This window comes from Leptospirillum ferrooxidans C2-3, from assembly GCF_000284315.1.
Classification (GTDB): Bacteria; Nitrospirota; Leptospirillia; order Leptospirillales; family Leptospirillaceae; genus Leptospirillum; species Leptospirillum ferrooxidans.
Map to the genome: position 1 here is coordinate 1,922,691 of NC_017094.1, position 18,121 is coordinate 1,940,811.

An 18,121-nucleotide genomic window follows, 5' to 3' on the forward strand; every position below is an offset into this window, starting at 1 on the left:
ATCACACCGATCAACAGAATACCCATAGGAGATGGAAAGATCTACCTTCTGAAAGGTAGTATAGAGCATCCTAGATCAAATCGGGCAATGGTTACAAGCGAAAGGGAAAAGCGATTTAGTCTCGGGAAAGGAGGTTTTGGCTCTTGGGAAGGACAAGGATTTCTCCGGGGCGTACTCTGTGCTGCCGTTCCCTTGCAACCTTTTCCAGTGCAAATGGGTCCAGCCTCAAATCGCGGACTTCCTTTGTTTCATCCAGAACATGTTTTTCAAGAGAGCTTTTCTCGGACCTCAAGTCTCTCCTGGCAAACTGATAATGAAACAGGGCATAAAGCCCTGTTTCCGATGAAAAAAGCGCTCGAGCGGAATAGATCAGCAAAAAAGTACCGGCGATCAGAAAAAGCCAGATAAAAAGCCTCCGGTCATTTCCCTGCTGCTCTGGACGGGCCGGCTGGGAGGACATCAGTTCATCTTCCGGCGAAGATTCTCAAGACCCAGATAAATGGCCTGGTCCCCCAACTCTTCCTCAATCTGAAGGAGGCGATTGTATTTGGCCAGACGCTCTCCCCGGGAAAGGGAACCGGTCTTGATCTGACCTGTCCCGAGAGCGACTGCGAGATCCGCGATGAAGGTGTCCTCGGTCTCTCCGGATCGGTGCGAGATCATTGCACCCATGCGATTCTGAAGGGCCATCGTTGTCGCATCGACCGTTTCCGTCACAGTCCCCACCTGGTTTAGCTTGACCAAAATGGCAGAAGCCGCCCTTCGCTCAATTCCCTCGACCAGATATCGTGTATTCGTGACAAAGAGGTCATCGCCCACAAGCTGGACAGCGCCACCGATCCGGCGTGTCATTTCGACCCATCCCTCCCAATCGTCCTCAGAAAGGCCGTCCTCAATGGAAACGATCGGATATTTGGAAATCAGTTCCTCATAATAGTCGATCAGGCTGGCGGTAGTGAGCGTCCGATTTTCCCCGGAGAGGGTATAGACACCATTTTTGAAAAATTCCGTTGCCGCAGCATCGAGCGCCAGGGAAACATCCTGTCCCGGCTCATAGCCTGCTTCCCGGATCGCTTCCAGCAAAAGCTCCAGAGCCTGGGAATGAGATGCGAGGCTCGGGGCAAAACCACCTTCGTCACCGACCAGGGTGGTTAGCCCCCTGTCGGAGAGCACCTTCTTCAGTGTCCAGAAAACCTCCGAACCCATTCTGAGGGCTTCCCCGTAACTTTCTGCACCATGGGGAACAATCATGAACTCCTGAAAATCCAGATTGTTGTCGGCGTGGGCACCTCCATTGATCACGTTCATGAACGGCGTCGGAAGGATTCTGGAAAGGCTGCCACCGATATAGCGATACAGAGGAAGATCGTGATCCATAGAAGCTGCACGGGCAACTGCCATTGAAACTCCCAAGATGGCATTGGCCCCAAGATGGCCCTTGTTTTCGGTTCCATCAATGGCGCACATGGTTTCATCGATAAGGGACTGCTCGTCGGCGGGAAGGCCAACCAATGTTTCCCGGATCACTCCCTGAACATGAGCGATCGCTTTCAGGCAACCCTTTCCCCGATAGCGGGATGGGTCCTGATCGCGAAGTTCGAGAGCTTCCCGTGATCCGGTGGAGGCTCCCGAGGGAACCATTGCGGAACCCTGGGCGCCGCTTTCCAGCAGAACATCCACCATCACAGTGGGATTTCCACGGGAATCCAACACTTCCCTCGCCAGGATCTCAGAAATCTCGCTCATCGTCACTCCTCCATAAACCAATCGTTGATTGAATCAATACTGCAGGGACCATCCCTGCAAGCCCAAAACAAAAGGGCTATTTTAAGGTGTAGCCATTTCTCGCAAAAAACGCATGGTCTGGAGAGTCCTGATAGGAAATGGCCTTCAGGAACTTTCTGACATTCCCCCCTGGCAACAGATCCGAGGATGGGAAGGTTCCCAGAGGAATCTCTCCACCGAAGCTTGCATCCTTGTAATGGTTATGACACAGGGCACAGGATTTCTCTTTTGCAGGAAACCCTTCATGGGCAGCCCGGTCATAGCCGCGAGTATGACACTTCAGGCAATTTTCATTCGGCACAACTCCACCCACATAGGAGACTGCAGGATGAGGAGTTCCCATCGCATGGACCAGCAGTTCCTTCACTCCTGTCATCTGGGCGCCAAGAGCACCGATCACACCGGGGCCAGAATGGCAGATGATGCAATTCTGATGATGACGGCTCGCTCCCGAAGCATAATAGCCATCACCAAGAGGTTTCATTTCATGACAGGTCAGACAAAACTCCCGTTTTTCCTCAAGAAGGTGTCCCCCCAAAGACAAGCCCCCACCAAGGACCAGAAGCATCAGGCAGACAAAAGCCCACTGCAGAACCAGCTCACCTTTTCCCAACTCAATCTCCCTCAGGAAAACTCAATGGTTTTTACGAAGGGCGTTTCACCGAAAGAAGTTTTCTGGACCAATGCCACTTCCCATCGGAGGCCCATGCTCCTTCAGCAACCCACCCAAGAGAAGGCTCATAGTAGTCATAGAGAATCTGGGGGCTTTTTCTGCGAATCAGATCATAGGTGATCACCTTTTCCACTACCCAGCAGGTCATGGTCCCGAACGGAAGGACCACCCTCACCTTCCCCCAGACCTTGCTGTGAGAACGGTTCTGTCCATCCTGCACATCCCAGGATTCTCCCTTTTTGAAAGGAAGGCGATAGATCAGAAGAGGGGGATGAAATGTCCAGACGTGGTCACCAAACGCCGAGCTCGAAGTCAGCTGAACCACCCGGCCAGTCTTGGGATTGACACCATAAGTGGCTACAATTTTTCTCTTGGGAAAGTTTACGTAGGAGATCTCTCTCGAGATCTCGATGACTATCCGGCCATCCTTCATTCCCAGGGGTTTTTGAATTTCCTTGATACGGACATTATTCCCAAGACCGGAATAGACTCTCGTCATGGCCCCAACGGGAAAATACCGGACCTCAGCCGCCAAAGCGCGTGTCTGAAAAAGGCAGAGGACAGCCAGCATCGGCAGACAAAGCATCTTGAAAAGGGAAAGAGTTCGACTCCCTGGTCTTGTCATGTCGATGAAGGCATAAGCTTTTGGCGAATCAATTCATTGACTTTTTGCGGATTCGCTTTCCCTGCGGATTTCTTCATCACCTGCCCCACCAGAAATCCCAGCAACCGGTCTTTTCCAGAACAAAAATCAGAGACTTCCTTCGGATTTTCAGAAATCATCTCGTCAATCCAGGCGGACAGTGCTCCCTCCCCTGAAACTTGTGCAAAACCTTTTTCCTTGATCACCTCTGAAGGGTGCTGCTCGAGGTCAAGAGAAAGAAGATAGACTTCCTTGGCCTGGTTGAGAGAGAGACTTTCATCCATCACGCCCGCCAGAATATGAGCAAGACCCTGCGCCGCCCCACCTGAAGACAGTGCGGCATCTCCTCTTCGGTTCCATTCCCTCAAGACCTCCGAAAGGACAAAATGGAGCAGTCTTGAACGACCTTTGGAGAGCTCAAAACCCCTGACCTTTGACATCGGTTCGAAATGGGAAAGCGCTTCCTCAAAAAAGACCACCAGCTCTTCCTCAAAAACAAGAGTTCTGGCATCGGACGGATCAATGCCCAACTCCCGTGCAAGCCGGATGGCTTTTTCTTCAGGAAGCTCAGGCAAATTCTTCCGCTCTTCATCAATCCATTCTTCCGGAAAAAAGACCATGGGAATATCCGGCTCCGGGAAAAAGCGGTAATCGAGAGCCTCCTCTTTCGAACGCATGGGCAGTGTACGGCCATTACCCGTATCAAAAAGCCTTGTTTCGCTTCGAATCCTCTCTCCCCGATCCAAAAGCTCCGATTGGCGAGAAAACTCATAGACGAGAGCCTTCTGGACAAATCGGAAAGAATTCATGTTCTTGACCTCGACCTTCACCCCGAAACGGCTCTCACCCCTCAGGCGAAGGGAGACGTTTGCATCGCAACGAAAGGATCCTTCCTCCATGTTTCCATCGGAGACGCCACTGGCGCGAAGGATCTGGCGAAGTTGCTTCAAATAGGAAACAGCCTCCGATGGGGAGCGGATATCGGGCTCGGAAACGATCTCCAGAAGGGGAACACCCGCCCGATTGAGGTCCACATGGCTTGAATCCGCAAGTCCCGCATGAAGGTTTTTCCCAGCGTCCTCTTCCATATGAATCCGATGGATCCGGATCGTTTTTCCCGCATCCGGACCAAGAAGGGAAATCGATCCTCCGGTCAACAGAGGATGATCGAACTGTGAGATCTGATAGCCTTTGGGAAGGTCCGGATAAAAATAATGTTTCCGGTCAAAAAAACTTTTTCGATGAATCGAGCATCCCAATGCCAGACCAAGACGGATTCCCAGACGGAGGGCTCTCTCGTTCATCACCGGCAGAACGCCAGGGTAACCCAGACAAACCGGACACGTCAGGGTGTTCGGTTCAGCGCCGAACCGGTTTTCACACCGGCAAAACATCTTCGTTTTTGTCAAAAGCTGGGAATGAACCTCAAGCCCGACAACCATCTCGTACTTTGACTGAGACAAGGTGCTGGTCGGATCGATGGAATCATCGCTCATCAGGAACCCCCTTTCCAGGGAGCAAGCCCGGGATGGACACCTTCATGGAGAACAGACGCCGCTTTCAGGAGAACCCCCTCCGACCAATGGGGACCGATCAGTTGCGCGCCCACCGGAAGCCCGTTCGATGTTGGGAAAGAAGGTGTCGAGAGGGCCGGCAACCCGGCAAGATTGGCCGAAATCGTAAAGATGTCGGAAAGGTACATGGAAAGCGGATCAGAGATCTTTTCCCCGAACCGGAATGCAGGAGTCGGTGTCACCGGCGCAAAAAGCAGATCACATTCTGAGAATGACCTCATGAACTCTTCCCTGATAAGGGCCTGAACCTTCTGGGCCTTTCTGTAGTATTGATCCTGATAACCGGCTGACAGGGCGAATGTTCCAAGAAGAATGCGTCTTTTGACCTCTGGACCAAATCCTTCTCCCCGACTTTTTTCATAAAGCTCTTTCAGATCCCTGGCACCAGTCTTTCTCTCCCCATAGCGGATACCGTCGAATCGGGAAAGATTGGAAGCGGCCTCGCTTGTGGCAATCAGGTAATAAACATTGACCGCATATTGGGTCGAAGGTAGACGGACCGGCTTCAGAACCATTCCCGCCTTTACCAGAAGCTCCCTGGACTTCTCGAGGGATTCCCGAACCTGGGGATCCATCCCCTCGCCCCAGAACTCCTCGGGGATTCCAACAACTTTTCCTTTCAACGGTTTTTCATAATCATGGACCATCTCCAGCGGATCCCTCGTCGAGGAGGTCATGTCCAGTGGATCATGTCCTGACAATAGAACCGTCACATGGAGCGCATCCAGTGGATTCTGAGCAAATGGACCAATCTGGTCGAGCGAAGAGGAAAATGCCACCAGTCCCTGACGGGAAATTCTTCCGTATGTGGGCTTAAGGCCAAGGACTCCACAAAAAGCGGCCGGCTGACGAATGGAACCACCGGTATCGGAACCGAGGGACATGGGAGCCATTCCTCCGGAAACAGCCACAGCCGACCCGCCAGAAGAGCCCCCGGGAACCCTGTCATGATCCCATGGGTTTCTGGTAATACCCATTGCCGAGTTTTCCGTGGAAGATCCCATTGCAAACTCGTCCATATTGGTCTTTCCAAGCACCACGGCACCGGCCGACAGAAGCCTCGACACAGCTGTTGCCGTATAGATGGAACGGTGGTTTGCAAGAATTCTGGATGCACAGGTCGTGGGGAGACCCTCTATATTCAGATTGTCCTTGATCGCAATGGGATAACCATAAAACAATGATCTTTTGCTCAGTTCGGAGCGCCGGTTGTCGAGCTGGCGGGCCCGGTTTTTCGCGTTGGGATTAATGGTCAAAAAGGCCCCGAGCTTGCCATCGCGGGAGTCGATTCTCGAAAGACAAAACTCCGTGACCTCTTCTATCGTGACAGAACCTTCATCCCTTGCTCTTGCAAAGTCCGCAACTGAAGATAAAAGCTTTCCGATATCCTGTGTTTTCCCCATCAGAATCCGTACTCTCTTGAGCGGATCTGGTTATCGGGATGAACCTTGACGATCACCGGCCGATAGCTTTTGAGATCCTCATCGGAATAGTGTGCATAGCAAAAAATAATGACCCGGTCTCCAACAGCACCTTTCCTGGCGGTGGGACCATTCAGGCAGACAACCCCACTTTTTCTCTCTCCGGGAATGACATAGGTTGCAAAGCGTTCACCATTATTCAGGTTACTCATAACGACCTGCTCGAAAGGAATGAGCCCGGCAGCATCCATCAGATCTTCATCGAGGGTCAAACTTCCCTCGTATTCCAGATCCGCCTGGGTGACGGTGGCTCTATGAATTTTGGAACGCAACATGACTCTCAACATGGGTTAACGACCTTCCTCAACAATACGGGGGACTCTAAAGAATCCTCCATGGCTATCCGGTGCATTCAAAAAAACAGTGGATGGTGGAAGGGAGCTGGCGGGAATATCCCCGGCCATTACAGTCAATCCATCCGTCTCTTCCTTCGCAATAATACCCGGGGGGGGCAATTGGACAGAAGCCAGGCCTTCCACATAATCGAGTATGCGCGAAAGCTCAAGGGCGACGCGCTCCTCTTCCCCGGAATCAAGGCTCAGGCTCGAAAGCCTTGCCACATGCAAGACCTGTTCTTTAGTGATTTTCACTTCGCTCCCCCTCTTCCCCTGACAGACAGGGGATTTTTCGATTATAAAGGATGACGGACCGGACGACAAATCCGGACTATCCGGCACCTTTTGACTCGAGCCATTCAATATTGGCATAGCGCTCAAGCATTTTCTTGATATTCCCAGGACCAAAAGAAATTGACAGCTCCCGATCCGCTCCCGATCCCGAAACAGAGACAATCGTTCCCTCCCCAAAACGAGCGTGACGAATCCGGAAACCCACTTTTTCATGGTGTCGATTTTCCGTCGGAAAAGAAGATCCGACCTGTTCCGATTTTTCTTTGGCTGGCGATGGATAGGACGCGTTCGGGGCTTTTTTCAAAACGGTTTTTTGAGAAAATGGTCCCGACCCGGCCGTGTAGGAAGCTTGCCGCATCGGGGTCCCGATCTGATCCTGCCGTTTTGGAATGTCTCCACATATCCCGAATGCGGGAAGATCAAACAGGAAACGGGAGGGACGGGCCGATTGGGTTCGACCAAAAAGCTGCCGCGACAAGCACCAGGTCAGGGACAAGGTCTTCGATGCACGTGTCATCGCAACATAAAACAAACGACGTTCTTCCTCCACATCCGTCACATCCCTTCCCCGGATCGGGAGAATTCCCTCCTCCATCCCGCAAACGACAACATGAGGGAACTCAAGCCCCTTTGACTGGTGAATGGTCAGAAGGCTGACCCTGTCTGAAACCCCCGATGCATCCCCTGCAAGGGAATCATCCTGGGAAAGGGCTGTTTCTTCGAGAAAACGGGAGGCAACGTCGAGAACGCCCTCGGTTTTGGCCCATTGGTCAAACCTTCCGGCCAAAGAGAGAAGCTCGTCGAGAAGAGCCGTCCGCCCGACTCCCCCATCACTTCCCTCGGAAAGGCCTTCAAGATATTCCCGGTATCCGATTTCAGCGATCAGTCGGGAAAAGGTCAACTCGAGAGAACACCTTTCCTGAACCCGGGAGATTCCGGACTCAAGAATCTGGGCGAGTTCGACAATCTTGGGAGCCTGTCTCGGATTGGACTCGTATGCGAAATTTTTCAGAAGCTGGGGGACCGTGGGGTTCTCTCCAGGCAAAATGGTGGCCAGTCGCTCCTGGGCCTTTTCCCCAAGACCTCTGCTGGGAACATTCAGGATACGGACGAGGGAAAGACGATCATGCGGATTCACAAGGATCCGGAAGTAGGCCATCAGATCGCGGATCTCCCGGCGATCAAAAAAGCTGGCACCGGATGACCCCACCTTATGGGGGATGGAGTACTCGGAAAACGCTTTTTCAAGAGGGCCAGACTGGGCATTCATCCTGAAAAGCACAGCGTGATCCGAAAAGCGCCCCCCCGAGGCGACATGATCCCGAATGCGCTTGGCGATGGATTCCGCCTCATCGCGTTCATCTGAAAAACGCACCAGTTCTACCGGCTCACCCTTTATCCCTGTTGAGACGACATCCTTCTCAAAACGCTTGGGTGCTTTTGAAATCAGTGCGGCGGAAACCTGGACGATCGAGTCGGTTGATCGATAATTTGTTCTCAGAACGACTCTTTTCACATTCCTGTATTCCTTTGGAAAGGAATGGATATGACCAACATCGGCACCCCGAAAGCGGTAGATGGACTGATCATCATCCCCGACAACCGTTATATTGGACAAGTCTCTCGAAAAAAGTCGCAGAAGCTTTTCCTGAACAGGATTCGTGTCCTGATACTCATCGACCAGAATATAGGCAAAATGACTTTGACAAACAGAACGCAGGAGAGGGTCCGAAGAAAGCAACATCATACATCTGATCAGAAGGTCATCGTAGTCGAGAACCTGGTTCTCGGCGAGCCGTTTTTCATAAGCTGCATACAGAACCGCCATTTGGCGAAGCGGACCAAAAAGTGCCGAAGACTCGAGCTTCTCCGGAGTTTCTTCTCTCATCTTCCACTGGCTGATTTTTGTTAAAAGCTGTTTGGGATCGATTTCATCTTCACTGACCCCCGAAAGTTTCAGAAGATTTCTCGCGAGAAACCTTTGATCATGGCCATCCATGACGGTGAAGGAGGAAGGCAGCCCCGCCCTGTCGGCATTCTCCCTTAAAAATCGGGCAGAAATCGCATGAAACGTCCCGACCCATGGAAGCCTCGCTCCGGGTCTTGCCTCGCGAATACGGGAAACCAGCTCCCCTGCAGCTTTTCGTGTAAAGGTAACCGCCATGATCCGGTCCTCTGGAAGATCATACTTCTCCAAGAGATGAAGCAGACGGGAGATGACAACTCGCGTCTTTCCCGAGCCGGCAGGGGCAAGAACCAGAAGCGCTCCTCCTTCGTGAAGGACCGCTTCCCTCTGCTCGGGGTTCAGGTCTTCAGAATTCACTCCGAATCCGCTTCCATGATGGTTGATCTCCAGATTCCGGGGAATCTGGCATTCGCTTCCTCGCTTTCGTCCTGAGCTACAAAGAGGATCTCACGGCTATCCGGTGAAAAGGAAGGTTTGCAGCTCATCAGCCGGGATGAGGCATCCACCGGAGCAAGTCTTACAGGTGGCCCGCCCCCGACCATCTGGAGCGTCGGCTCTGTTGGCCAGGTCCAGAACGGTTTTCCGTCAGGTTTGGTTCTCAGATAGACAAACGCATTCCCTGAGGGAGCCCATGTGGGATAAAGGTTGAAGCCGCTCTTCACGACAGTGGCAATTTCTCCGCTTGACTGGTCCAGCAGTGAAATTCCCCTTCCACCACCTTCAAGGTGCGTTTCAAGAAGAATGACAGAGCCTTCGCGGGGAGCAATCGGATAGAAAAACTCCTGATGCTCGGTCAAACGTTCTGCCTGACCTGACCCGACATCAACCCGGTAGACGGAATAACGTTTCGATGGAGTCTGTATCTGTGGATCCTTCGTATGAAAAAAGATCCACTTTCCATCCGGAGACCAGGTAAAGTGATCCAGATGCTCCCTGGTCCGGAAAAGCTCACGGCGTTCCTGACTTTTGGGATCATAAAGATAGAGGAAGCACTCTTCGCGCCCCCGGCCCTCCTTGAAACGGACAATCACGCCCAAAAGGTCAGACGACGGAGACCAGTGAAAGTCGCCAAGCTCTTCTTGATGGTGCAGTCGATCTTCCGGCCAGTCGATGATATTGACCGGATTTTCCCCGGAATATCCCGAAACAACAAGCTGATCGGCAAGGATCTTGCGGACTTTTTTCTTCCAGAAAAATCGCTCGGTGTAATCCTTCCATCTCTGCCGGGTATGAAGGGCCAGAAACTCTCCAGAAGGGGAGACATCCACCGTATTGACCCGATACTGATCAATGGAAAACGGAAGCTGAAAAACCTCCTTTGTCTTGAGGTCCGCCCGGAAAAGGCTCCACCTCGGCCCGATAGACTCCCACTGGGGATCATCAAAATGAAAGTAAAGGTAGCGGCTGTCAGGGGACCATACCGGCAAGAGATCTATGTAGCCCCTTCCCCGCTCCCGATAGTTCAGCGCGACGAGATCTCCCCTGATATCAAGGATCTCCTCTCCACTGTCAGCCGATACAACCGTGAGGCATCCCAAGTCCCGACGCTCATTCATGGCATCCGGATCTGTGAGTTGCACATAAGAAATCATGGTCCCGTCAGGAGAGAAAGACGGAACCAGAAGTTCCACCTTTCCAGGGATCAGTTTTCGTGTTTCAACCTTTACAGCCGACTTTACAGCCATTTGGTGCCCCTCCAGCCATTATGAAACACAGAAACAAAAACCTTGTGTAACCCAATCAATAATACTAGCAGAGCAAAGCGCCGATTTTAACCCCCTTGACCTCCCGGGGCCACTTGGTGTTCACGCTTCGCCGCAAGAAGTCTTTCCCGGTAACGGATGGCCGCCCCGTCCCGATTTTCCTGGCTTGTTCTTGAAAGAGCCAGACTGTCAGGGGGAACATCTTCTGTAATCGTTGACCCCGCGGCGATCACCGCCCCATCACCCACCTTGAGCGGAGCCACAAACTGAGTGTCACTTCCCACAAACACATTTTTCCCGAGAACGGTCTTGTGCTTGCCGACTCCATCGTAGTTGCAGGTTATGGTACCGGCTCCGATATTCGAGCCGGCTCCGATTTCCGCATCTCCAAGATATGCAAGGTGATTGGCTTTCGCCCCTTCTCCGAGAGAAGTTTTTTTCAGCTCCACAAAGTTGCCGACATGCGCTGTCGGCCCTACATGGGAATCCGGACGGATATGGGCAAATGGTCCAATAATGGCAGCCGCTTCAATCCGGGAACCAGAAATCACGCAATAGTCGCGAATCGTGACATCCGGCCCAGAGTGCACATCTGTCAGATGGCTGCCTGCACCGACATGAGTTCGTTCGGACAGGACCACATCCCCTTCCAGGATTACACCCGGAAAAAGAATCGTTCCTGGCCCTATCCTGACCCGGGGTCCGACATAAGTTGATGCGGGGTCCCAGAAGGTGACCCCGGACGCCATGTGTTTTTTGTTGATACGGTTTTTCAGGAGTCCTGACGCATAAGAAAGCTCTTCTTGGGTATTCACCCCAAGAACAACATCCGGGCTCAAGACGATACCACCGACTTCTCCCCCAGCTTCGCGGACGAGTTCAACCACAGTGGTCAGGAAGCGTTCCTTTTTCTCGGGATGGGGCAGAACCTTCGGCAAAAAAGTCTTCAGGACCTCCCTGGAAAAAAGGTAAATCCCGGCGTTGATCTCCTGAATCGCCTTCTCTTCCAGGGAAAGATCGACATACTCCTTGATCATTGAGACACCCGAACGATCCCGGATCACTCGACCATATCGGCCAGGCTCGTCCAGTGTGGATGTCCCTATGGCCATATCCACGCCTGATGCCATTGACTTTCCCAGAAAATCGTCGAGAAGGTCTCCGCTCAGAAGTGGAGCATCTCCGTTGACTACCAATAGATGGGTCGCATCACCCGATATCCAGTCCGGACTTAATACCACCGCCTCCACAGCACCGAGCGTTCCATCCATCTGTTTCTGCTGAATCCATACAACGGACTCGGGAAGGGCATGTGCGATCGAGTCTCTACCCGCAACCGCATAGGTTTTCCCCGGAGGCGAGGACATAGCCGAAAGGGCCTCAAATGGGTAGCGAACCAGTGGGTCTCCAAGAATTTTTGACAGCATCTTGGGAATTGGAGAAAACATTCTGGTCCCGAAACCCGCAGCCAGAATCGCAGCCTCCAGCCGAAAATCACTCATCTTGTCTCCTTTCATGGTCGTTTTGATCAAAAAAAATATCTCATGGACGTAAAGAGGGATTGGATTCGGAGGAGACTCCATTCTGGAGATTTCCGGAAAGAAGATCACCCGGAGGATTGGTCGAGGGCGGATGTCCGAGGGGAAAGAGGGAAATATGGTCAGGTAGCGTGATCCCGCCTGACAGAATGAGCTTCATGCCTTCTTCCACTGAAAACGTCGTCTCCATGACTTTATCTGCCGGAAGGAAAGCCTGTATACCAATATAAATATTATTGCTGGGGAAAAAAACCGACTGCAGAACCGGGCCATCCTTTCCGAACCGCACCGATCCGGTAAAAAAACCCATCGTCCAGACACCATTCTGGGGGTACTCCGCAAGAACGACCTTCCGGAAACCCTTTTGCCCATTGGGAGAAAAGGATTCCATCACCGTTTTCAGCGTGGTGTAGAACTTCTTGAAAATCGGGATTTTAGCCATCACATTTTCAAGAAAGAGCACCAACCTGTGGCCAAGGACATTGGTTGCGACCGTACCGACCGCCAGGATCAGAAGGACCAGAAGGAGAACCCCCATTCCCGGAATGGAATAACCCGTTCTGGATACAATAAATGGGTCCAGAAATGAGTCCAGAAAGTCAAAAATGCGATAGAGAATATAGAGGGAAAGGGCTGCTGGCAAAAAAATGACAAGCCCGGTTACGAACTTTGTCTTGATCGAAGCGCTGATACGCTCCTTCTCTTTCTGAAGCCAATCCATACAAGCCCCCTGAAAAAAAACCCTGACAACAACATGTCGGTCTTCGGCACTTTGGCCAGACCTGCCTACAGAATATGGCAACCTTCCGGAAATTGAAACAAAAAGACCGAACATCAAAAATTCTCTGGAGACTTTCTCCCTACCGGTATCCCATGAAAGGATCGGCATGAATCCGTTCCTGAGGGACGCCTTCTCTCAAAAGGGCTGATTTAAAACTGCCCACCATGGAAGGAGTACCGGCAATAAAATATTCTCCTTTTCTGGCATTGACTCCTATGAAGTCGAACAGACGCCCGGGAGTCAATGCACCGACATCGATGCCCGGCGGAAGGGGAGTATTCCCGGCTCTTGAAATCATTTGGTCGAGGTAAAGATTCCGGTTCTCTCGCGCCATCTTTTCGAATTCTTCCCGAAAAACGGAGGATTCAAGAGAGTGATTGACGGTAAAAAGAAAAAAAGGGACGCTTTGACAGACAGAAAGGTCTTCCATCAGCATGCTTCGAAAGGGTGTCACGCCAATACCGCCGGCCACAAAAACAACCGGTTTATCCCAGGCATTTGTCCGGGACAGCGTTGAGCAGTCCGAAAGGCAGAACTCACCGTAAGGACCGCTGACGCGAATCGGGGAACCATCGGGTCTTGAGGCCAGGGCGTTTTTGAAGGCCGAACCTGTGAGCCTCGTGGCAAAGGATAAAACGGGAAGCTCTGAAGGAGGCGATGTGATCGAAAAGTTTCTCCCGTTGCCCTTCTCGTCGAGCAAATCCTTATCTGGCCATTCGATGTAGCAGTATTGTCCCGCCCGAAAATTCCCCATGGCACCCTTCGGAAGCTCAATCTGGAAAAACAGCGTACCCTCAGCAACAAGACCTACGCGCCTAAAAAAACCCAGAACCTCTTCTTCCATCATGTGCCTCCATCATCGAGCGCAAACCGACTAGCCGCAGGAAGAATTGCAAACCATCAGAAATACCATTGATTAAACATCGATCAGTGATATAGTTCAAGGTATTGGGTTCTGGGTTTATGGCCTTGACCAAACACAGGAAAATCCGTCAGAGGAGGTTCGCCATGGGCGAGATCAAAATCAACTGCATGAAAAATGGTCCTTTTGAGGTTTTGGGGAAACCTGTCATCACAGATGGAAACGGCAAGGTTGTCAGCACCCCCGAGCAGGAAGCCTATTATCTCTGCCGTTGCGGAGGATCCAAAAACAAGCCGTTTTGCGACGGAACACATTCGCGGATTCATTTTCTTTCGGAATGATCCCGTCATGAAAAAAACGATCGGACTTGGGCGAGTCCATGATTTTCACTCAAAGGAGGCGGGAATTTATGCGATATTGGTCGACAGGCTTTGGCCAAGAGGCATCAGAAAGGAAAATCTCCCGATAGATCTTTGGGGCAAGGACTGGGCACCCTCTCCGGGGCTTCGGCAACTCTTTCACGACGGCAAGATTGATTTCTCACAATTCCGCCAGTCCTACAGCGAAGAGCTTCAGGACAAGAAACAGGAAATAAAGGAATTCCTCTCAAAGCTTGTTCTCCCAAAGATCCTGTTGCTGTTTGCATCGAGGAATCTTGGGGAGAATAATGCCGTTGTGTTAAAAGAGGTCATTGAAGGTTGGCTATCGGACGATCAGGCCAAGCATCAGAAGATCATTGAAGACAGGAGAAACTGATATCCGACGTACACAGGATTTGACAAAACAACCAACTCGTTCTGGAGAAAAAAAGCAATCAGGCTTGTCGGCTCTCTTTTTTCTGGTTGCATTGATGTTTGCCCTTGGTTTTTTTCCGGAGTTTGCCCGTTCGGAAGCTCCCTCATCCCTTTTTGATCCATCAGCGGCCCCTCCGAACGAAATTGATCTCGGAACCGGACTTCACTATTGGAGTTACTCCGAATCGATCGGAGATTCGGACAACGCCACCATGATACCCGTCAGGGGCAGGGCGATGTGGTACTGGACCCATTTTCTACTGGGACTGGACCTCTCCTACGAACCTTCGATCAGTGGCTCGTATAACGGGTATCTTCAGGGAGGGAACGGGAACAACACGCCTTACTCCAGCAAAATGGCAGAAAATATGGATCAGGAAGCGGGCCATATCGGCACGACCTTTGTCCTGTGGGGAACTCGATTCAATCTTTGGGGCTCGGTCGGAAACCATCAGCAGATATGGATGACGCCAGGGCCTTATGGTTATACGGAAAACTACGATATCCCCTATTGGGGAGGAACGATCGAAGAAATCTCTCCACTGACTGATGGAGGTCTGGTCCTGTTTTCAGAGTTGGGGTTTAGAGAGGCGTTCTCCCCCTCCGTGAACGTGGGTGCCTACAACGACCCCACACTGAGTCTGGGGGGAGCAAGCAATGTCCATGGATTGCTTGGACTCAGGTACTACTTTATTCCCAGACTGGCGCTCTATACCGACTTCCGGTTCAGCGCATGGAACTTCTCCCAGAGTGGTGTTTACCATATTCCCAATTCCACGACCTATATACAGGAACCAAACTCACAAACATTCTGGTGGGGACCGGATATCGGCATCACCTTCGATTACTGAAGCTCTGCTGTCCCAGACTTTCCTGTTTACTCGAGAAGACTCATTCCACTGATCACGGCGACCACCAGTGAAATGGTTGTTACCCCCGCCAGAACAAGACTTGTCCATACCATCATATGAAGATCATCGAACCTTGGTAATCTCATTTTTTTCATCATGACCGCTCCCCCTTAACGATTGACCTCAGAAACAATGGCCATAGGTTAGCGGGGCGTCCTATCGAAAGCCATGACCTCCATCACAGGGATCATGAGAGCCAGATCAACCCCTTCGCGCCGGCCATCCTCTCAGATAGGAGTCCGGTGGGGAAATGGAACCGTTCAACTTTAACGAGGCTTCAAGCGGCCAGTTTGAATTCCGAAGCATCGCTCTCCCGATGAAAACCACATCTCCCTTCCCTGAAACAACAATCGATTCGGCCTCTTCGGGGTCGCTAACAAGACCAACCGCTCCTGTGGAAATATTCGCCTCTTTGCGAATTCTCTCTGAAAGCGGGACCTGGAAGAGAGGTCCGACCGGAATAACCGCATGGGGAACGATCCCTCCGCTTGACACATCAACGAGATCAACGCCCAACAACTTGAGCTTTTTAGAAAGCGTGACAGAGTCTTCTACCGACCACCCTCCCTGGACCCAGTCCGTTGCCGAGATCCTGACAAAAAGTGGTAACTCTGATGGCCAAACACCCCGAACCCTTCGGACAATCTCAAGAGGATAACGCATCCTCCCTTCGATGTTTCCTCCCCATTGATCGGTTCGCATATTCGATAAAGGAGAGAGAAACTCGTGAAGAAGATATCCATGGGCAAGATGAAGCTCAAGAACATCAAACCCTGCTTCCTTCGCCCGAATGGCGGACTGGACAAAAGCCTCCGCGACCCTTTCCATCTCGGAAGAGTTCATCTCCCCCGGAACTTGATGGGTTTCGGAAAAAGGGATCGGAGAAGGAGCGATAATGGGCCAACCACCTTCAGAGCCCTGAAGAGGACTGCCTCCATCTTCCCATGGTCGGTGACAAGACGCTTTTCTTCCTCCATGTGCGAGCTGGATTCCAATTTTGGCCCCCAGTGAATGGACAAGATCGACAAGGGGGACAAGCGCCTTCCCCTGACTATCTTCCCATATCCCCATATCCCCCATGGAAAGTCGTCCTTCTGGACTAACGGAAGAAGCTTCGAGCATGACAAGAGCCGCACCGCCCTGTGCTCGTGCACCGAGATGAACAAAGTGCCAGGGAGTCACATATCCTTCCTTGGCCTGATATTGGCACATCGGAGAGAGGAAAATACGATGAGGAAATGTGATGGAGGCCAAAGAAACTGGATGAAAAAGCTCAGACATCGGATTCACCTCGGATCAGATTCAACAAACAACACAGTCATCAAGGGAAGGATGTGGCCAATCAGCCAATCCATCCTTCCCGCCTTAAAGCCCTAACACAGCATATTCCAACGCTCAGAGTTTCGAATGGGTCCCGTCACAGAAAGGGGCGTTCCCCGACTTTTTGCAGGTACACCAGGCAACTTTTCTGTCTGACGCAATTGTGACTTCCATCGGAGTTTTCCCTGTATGAAGACGGCTATGGCTTCCGTCACAAAAAAGTTCGCTACCGGTTTTACCGCATGCACACCAATAATAGGTTCCAGCAGCCTCATCCCTGACAATGGGGGATTTTCCTGACATCAATGCCTCCTTACAAACATGTTATAGACAACGAACAATTGGTACTTGCCGGACATTCCGGCAAGTCTTGACGGGGATTTTCCCCTATCAATCCAGTTTTTCCGCGATGATTCCATCAACAGATGCCTTGCCTCCCCCGCTAAAAAGAAGGGAGATGGACATCGCAATGACGAGAAGATGATACTCGTACCCCTCTCCAGCCTTCGTTCCATACCAGTTCATGAAGAAACCGTTCTGGATGTGAACAAGAAAGATTGCACCAAGCATGATCATGACAAAGGAAACCGCTACAAATCGGGTCAAGAACCCCAGCAGCAAAGCAACGCTTCCAAGTGACTCCCCAATGATGACGAGAAAAGCCAATGGGGCCGGGATATGCATTTTATGTGTAAAAAAACCCATCGTCCCGGAAAACCCAAAACCGCCAAACCATCCGAGAAGTTTTCCGAACCCGTGGGGAAGGATCACCCCGGCCAATCCCAACCGAAGGACCATCGCTGACCATGTTGGTCTTGTATCAAAAAAGGATTTCATCTTTTTCTCCCTGATTATCATTCACGTGTCTGTTCCTTACCCCCGCCATTGCTCCCTTTCTTCGAAAACTCATCCCGGATCTTCAAAAGGAGTGTCCGGAGGAGCTCCATCTCTTCCTCCTTCAATGCCCGTTCGAAAAAAGGATCCAGATAATGGATCTGGGCATCAAAGGTTCTCCTGAAAATCTCGTCACCTTTCTCTGAGAGCCGGATGATCCGGCTTCTCCTGTCTGTCGGGGAAACCTCCTCGCTAATCAGACCTTTTGAAAGGAGACGATCAAGCAGACCTGTCAGTGTTCCTTTTGTCACAAGCGTCTTCCTTGAAAGCTCACGACAGGACATTCCATCGGTATCGCCAAGCGTCGCGATCACATCGAACTGGCCGGGAGTCAACCCCATCAAACGGATATTGCGGTCGGATTCCCTCACAAAACCGAGATACGCCTCAACCAGTGGCCGGATGATCCGAAGAGATGAGGCTCGTCCGGACGATCCGGAAGCTTGCTCACCCTTGTTTTTCATCAATGCACCTCCCCCCTTCCTATTTCAAATTAGTACTAGTTAGTACTAATTGTCAAGAGGGTCGCCCCAAACTCCTGAGCGAAAACATGCTAAAGGACATCTG

At 51.5% G+C, this 18,121-nt stretch carries 21 protein-coding genes; 3 read left to right on the plus strand and 18 right to left on the minus strand.

The features are described from left to right. Positions 1-115: 115 nt before the first annotated feature. From LFE_RS09685 to LFE_RS09745, 13 genes are all read right to left on the minus strand, one after another. Positions 116-460 (minus strand): FtsB family cell division protein, encoded by a 345-nt coding sequence (locus LFE_RS09685; RefSeq protein ID WP_014450040.1) that lies wholly within the window; start codon positions 458-460, stop codon positions 116-118. Then, positions 460-1,746, minus strand: a complete 1,287-nt coding sequence (eno, locus tag LFE_RS09690; RefSeq protein WP_014450041.1) for a phosphopyruvate hydratase — start codon at positions 1,744-1,746, stop codon at positions 460-462. The genes LFE_RS09685 and eno overlap by 1 nt, the downstream gene beginning before the upstream one ends. Before the next feature lie 76 nt (positions 1,747-1,822). Then, positions 1,823-2,398: a NapC/NirT family cytochrome c gene (locus LFE_RS09695; protein WP_014450042.1), complete on the minus strand. Its 576-nt coding sequence runs from the start codon at positions 2,396-2,398 to the stop codon at positions 1,823-1,825. Positions 2,399-2,429: 31 nt separating this feature from the next. Further along, on the minus strand, positions 2,430-3,029 hold the full coding sequence (locus LFE_RS09700; protein ID WP_014450043.1) for a hypothetical protein: 600 nt from the start codon (positions 3,027-3,029) through the stop codon (positions 2,430-2,432). Positions 3,030-3,079: 50 nt separating this feature from the next. Beyond that, positions 3,080-4,597: an Asp-tRNA(Asn)/Glu-tRNA(Gln) amidotransferase subunit GatB gene (gatB, locus tag LFE_RS09705; RefSeq protein ID WP_014450044.1), complete on the minus strand. Its 1,518-nt coding sequence runs from the start codon at positions 4,595-4,597 to the stop codon at positions 3,080-3,082. After that, entirely contained in the window at positions 4,597-6,078 is a 1,482-nt protein-coding gene (gatA, locus tag LFE_RS09710; RefSeq protein WP_014450045.1) for an Asp-tRNA(Asn)/Glu-tRNA(Gln) amidotransferase subunit GatA, read from the minus strand. Before gatA ends, gatB begins: the two co-directional genes overlap by 1 nt. After that, positions 6,078-6,443, minus strand: coding sequence for an aspartate 1-decarboxylase (gene panD / locus LFE_RS09715; protein WP_014450046.1), 366 nt, complete (start codon positions 6,441-6,443; stop codon positions 6,078-6,080). Before panD ends, gatA begins: the two co-directional genes overlap by 1 nt. 3 nt (positions 6,444-6,446) lie before the next feature. Further along, positions 6,447-6,746, minus strand: coding sequence for an Asp-tRNA(Asn)/Glu-tRNA(Gln) amidotransferase subunit GatC (gatC, locus tag LFE_RS14165; protein ID WP_014450047.1), 300 nt, complete (start codon positions 6,744-6,746; stop codon positions 6,447-6,449). A 76-nt stretch (positions 6,747-6,822) separates the two neighbouring features. Further along, positions 6,823-9,108 carry an ATP-dependent helicase gene (locus LFE_RS09725; protein WP_014450048.1) on the minus strand — a complete coding sequence of 762 codons (2,286 nt, stop codon included), beginning with the start codon at positions 9,106-9,108 and terminating at the stop codon, positions 6,823-6,825. Continuing rightward, complete coding sequence (locus tag LFE_RS09730) at positions 9,105-10,436, minus strand: PD40 domain-containing protein (protein ID WP_014450049.1); 1,332 nt, start codon at positions 10,434-10,436, stop codon at positions 9,105-9,107. Before LFE_RS09730 ends, LFE_RS09725 begins: the two co-directional genes overlap by 4 nt. Before the next feature lie 86 nt (positions 10,437-10,522). Next, on the minus strand, positions 10,523-11,956 hold the full coding sequence (glmU, locus tag LFE_RS09735; RefSeq protein ID WP_014450050.1) for a bifunctional UDP-N-acetylglucosamine diphosphorylase/glucosamine-1-phosphate N-acetyltransferase GlmU: 1,434 nt from the start codon (positions 11,954-11,956) through the stop codon (positions 10,523-10,525). 40 nt (positions 11,957-11,996) lie between these two features. Continuing rightward, a complete protein-coding gene (locus LFE_RS09740) occupies positions 11,997-12,713 on the minus strand; it encodes a DUF502 domain-containing protein (protein ID WP_014450051.1) in 717 nt (238 codons plus the stop codon). A 139-nt stretch (positions 12,714-12,852) separates the two neighbouring features. Beyond that, the gene (locus LFE_RS09745) at positions 12,853-13,617 is read right to left on the minus strand and encodes an FAD-dependent oxidoreductase (protein WP_014450052.1); all 765 of its coding nucleotides are present in this window, start codon (positions 13,615-13,617) and stop codon (positions 12,853-12,855) included. A gap of 164 nt (positions 13,618-13,781) precedes the next feature. Here LFE_RS09745 and LFE_RS09750 point away from each other — a divergent pair, with 164 nt between their 5' ends. From LFE_RS09750 to LFE_RS09760, 3 genes are all read left to right on the plus strand, one after another. After that, the gene (locus tag LFE_RS09750; RefSeq protein WP_014450053.1) at positions 13,782-13,976 is read left to right on the plus strand and encodes a CDGSH iron-sulfur domain-containing protein; all 195 of its coding nucleotides are present in this window, start codon (positions 13,782-13,784) and stop codon (positions 13,974-13,976) included. 7 nt (positions 13,977-13,983) lie between these two features. Further along, complete coding sequence (locus LFE_RS09755) at positions 13,984-14,391, plus strand: DUF488 domain-containing protein (protein ID WP_014450054.1); 408 nt, start codon at positions 13,984-13,986, stop codon at positions 14,389-14,391. A gap of 64 nt (positions 14,392-14,455) precedes the next feature. Next, positions 14,456-15,280 carry a hypothetical protein gene (locus LFE_RS09760; RefSeq protein ID WP_014450055.1) on the plus strand — a complete coding sequence of 275 codons (825 nt, stop codon included), beginning with the start codon at positions 14,456-14,458 and terminating at the stop codon, positions 15,278-15,280. 26 nt (positions 15,281-15,306) lie between these two features. Here the strand turns inward: LFE_RS09760 and LFE_RS14565 are convergent, their stop codons facing one another. From LFE_RS14565 to LFE_RS09780, 5 genes are all read right to left on the minus strand, one after another. Next, positions 15,307-15,435, minus strand: coding sequence for a hypothetical protein (locus tag LFE_RS14565; protein WP_269763942.1), 129 nt, complete (start codon positions 15,433-15,435; stop codon positions 15,307-15,309). A 106-nt stretch (positions 15,436-15,541) separates the two neighbouring features. Then, positions 15,542-16,621 carry an NADH:flavin oxidoreductase/NADH oxidase gene (locus LFE_RS09765; protein WP_041774335.1) on the minus strand — a complete coding sequence of 360 codons (1,080 nt, stop codon included), beginning with the start codon at positions 16,619-16,621 and terminating at the stop codon, positions 15,542-15,544. A 114-nt stretch (positions 16,622-16,735) separates the two neighbouring features. Further along, positions 16,736-16,963, minus strand: a complete 228-nt coding sequence (locus LFE_RS09770) for a CDGSH iron-sulfur domain-containing protein (protein WP_014450058.1) — start codon at positions 16,961-16,963, stop codon at positions 16,736-16,738. An 87-nt stretch (positions 16,964-17,050) separates the two neighbouring features. After that, a complete protein-coding gene (locus LFE_RS09775) occupies positions 17,051-17,497 on the minus strand; it encodes a DoxX family protein (protein ID WP_014450059.1) in 447 nt (148 codons plus the stop codon). Positions 17,498-17,514: 17 nt separating this feature from the next. Continuing rightward, on the minus strand, positions 17,515-18,018 hold the full coding sequence (locus tag LFE_RS09780; RefSeq protein ID WP_041775008.1) for a MarR family winged helix-turn-helix transcriptional regulator: 504 nt from the start codon (positions 18,016-18,018) through the stop codon (positions 17,515-17,517). Between the last annotated feature and the right edge of the window lie 103 nt (positions 18,019-18,121).

Bases quoted from the DNA above. Each gene is read 5' to 3' on its own strand.
- LFE_RS09685 (WP_014450040.1), bottom strand. From the start codon at position 460: ATGTCCTCCCAGCCGGCCCGTCCAGAGCAGCAGGGAAATGACCGGAGG.
- eno (WP_014450041.1), bottom strand. From the start codon at position 1,746: ATGAGCGAGATTTCTGAGATCCTGGCGAGGGAAGTGTTGGATTCCCGT.
- LFE_RS09700 (WP_014450043.1), bottom strand. From the start codon at position 3,029: ATGCTGGCTGTCCTCTGCCTTTTTCAGACACGCGCTTTGGCGGCTGAG.
- gatB (WP_014450044.1), bottom strand. From the start codon at position 4,597: ATGAGCGATGATTCCATCGATCCGACCAGCACCTTGTCTCAGTCAAAG.
- gatA (WP_014450045.1), bottom strand. From the start codon at position 6,078: ATGGGGAAAACACAGGATATCGGAAAGCTTTTATCTTCAGTTGCGGAC.
- panD (WP_014450046.1), bottom strand. From the start codon at position 6,443: ATGTTGAGAGTCATGTTGCGTTCCAAAATTCATAGAGCCACCGTCACC.
- LFE_RS09730 (WP_014450049.1), bottom strand. From the start codon at position 10,436: ATGGCTGTAAAGTCGGCTGTAAAGGTTGAAACACGAAAACTGATCCCT.
- glmU (WP_014450050.1), bottom strand. From the start codon at position 11,956: ATGAGTGATTTTCGGCTGGAGGCTGCGATTCTGGCTGCGGGTTTCGGG.
- LFE_RS09740 (WP_014450051.1), bottom strand. From the start codon at position 12,713: ATGGATTGGCTTCAGAAAGAGAAGGAGCGTATCAGCGCTTCGATCAAG.
- LFE_RS09745 (WP_014450052.1), bottom strand. From the start codon at position 13,617: ATGGAAGAAGAGGTTCTGGGTTTTTTTAGGCGCGTAGGTCTTGTTGCT.
- LFE_RS09750 (WP_014450053.1), top strand. From the start codon at position 13,782: ATGGGCGAGATCAAAATCAACTGCATGAAAAATGGTCCTTTTGAGGTT.
- LFE_RS09755 (WP_014450054.1), top strand. From the start codon at position 13,984: ATGAAAAAAACGATCGGACTTGGGCGAGTCCATGATTTTCACTCAAAG.
- LFE_RS14565 (WP_269763942.1), bottom strand. From the start codon at position 15,435: ATGAAAAAAATGAGATTACCAAGGTTCGATGATCTTCATATGATGGTA.
- LFE_RS09765 (WP_041774335.1), bottom strand. From the start codon at position 16,621: ATGTCTGAGCTTTTTCATCCAGTTTCTTTGGCCTCCATCACATTTCCT.
- LFE_RS09770 (WP_014450058.1), bottom strand. From the start codon at position 16,963: ATGTCAGGAAAATCCCCCATTGTCAGGGATGAGGCTGCTGGAACCTAT.
- LFE_RS09775 (WP_014450059.1), bottom strand. From the start codon at position 17,497: ATGAAATCCTTTTTTGATACAAGACCAACATGGTCAGCGATGGTCCTT.
- LFE_RS09780 (WP_041775008.1), bottom strand. From the start codon at position 18,018: ATGAAAAACAAGGGTGAGCAAGCTTCCGGATCGTCCGGACGAGCCTCA.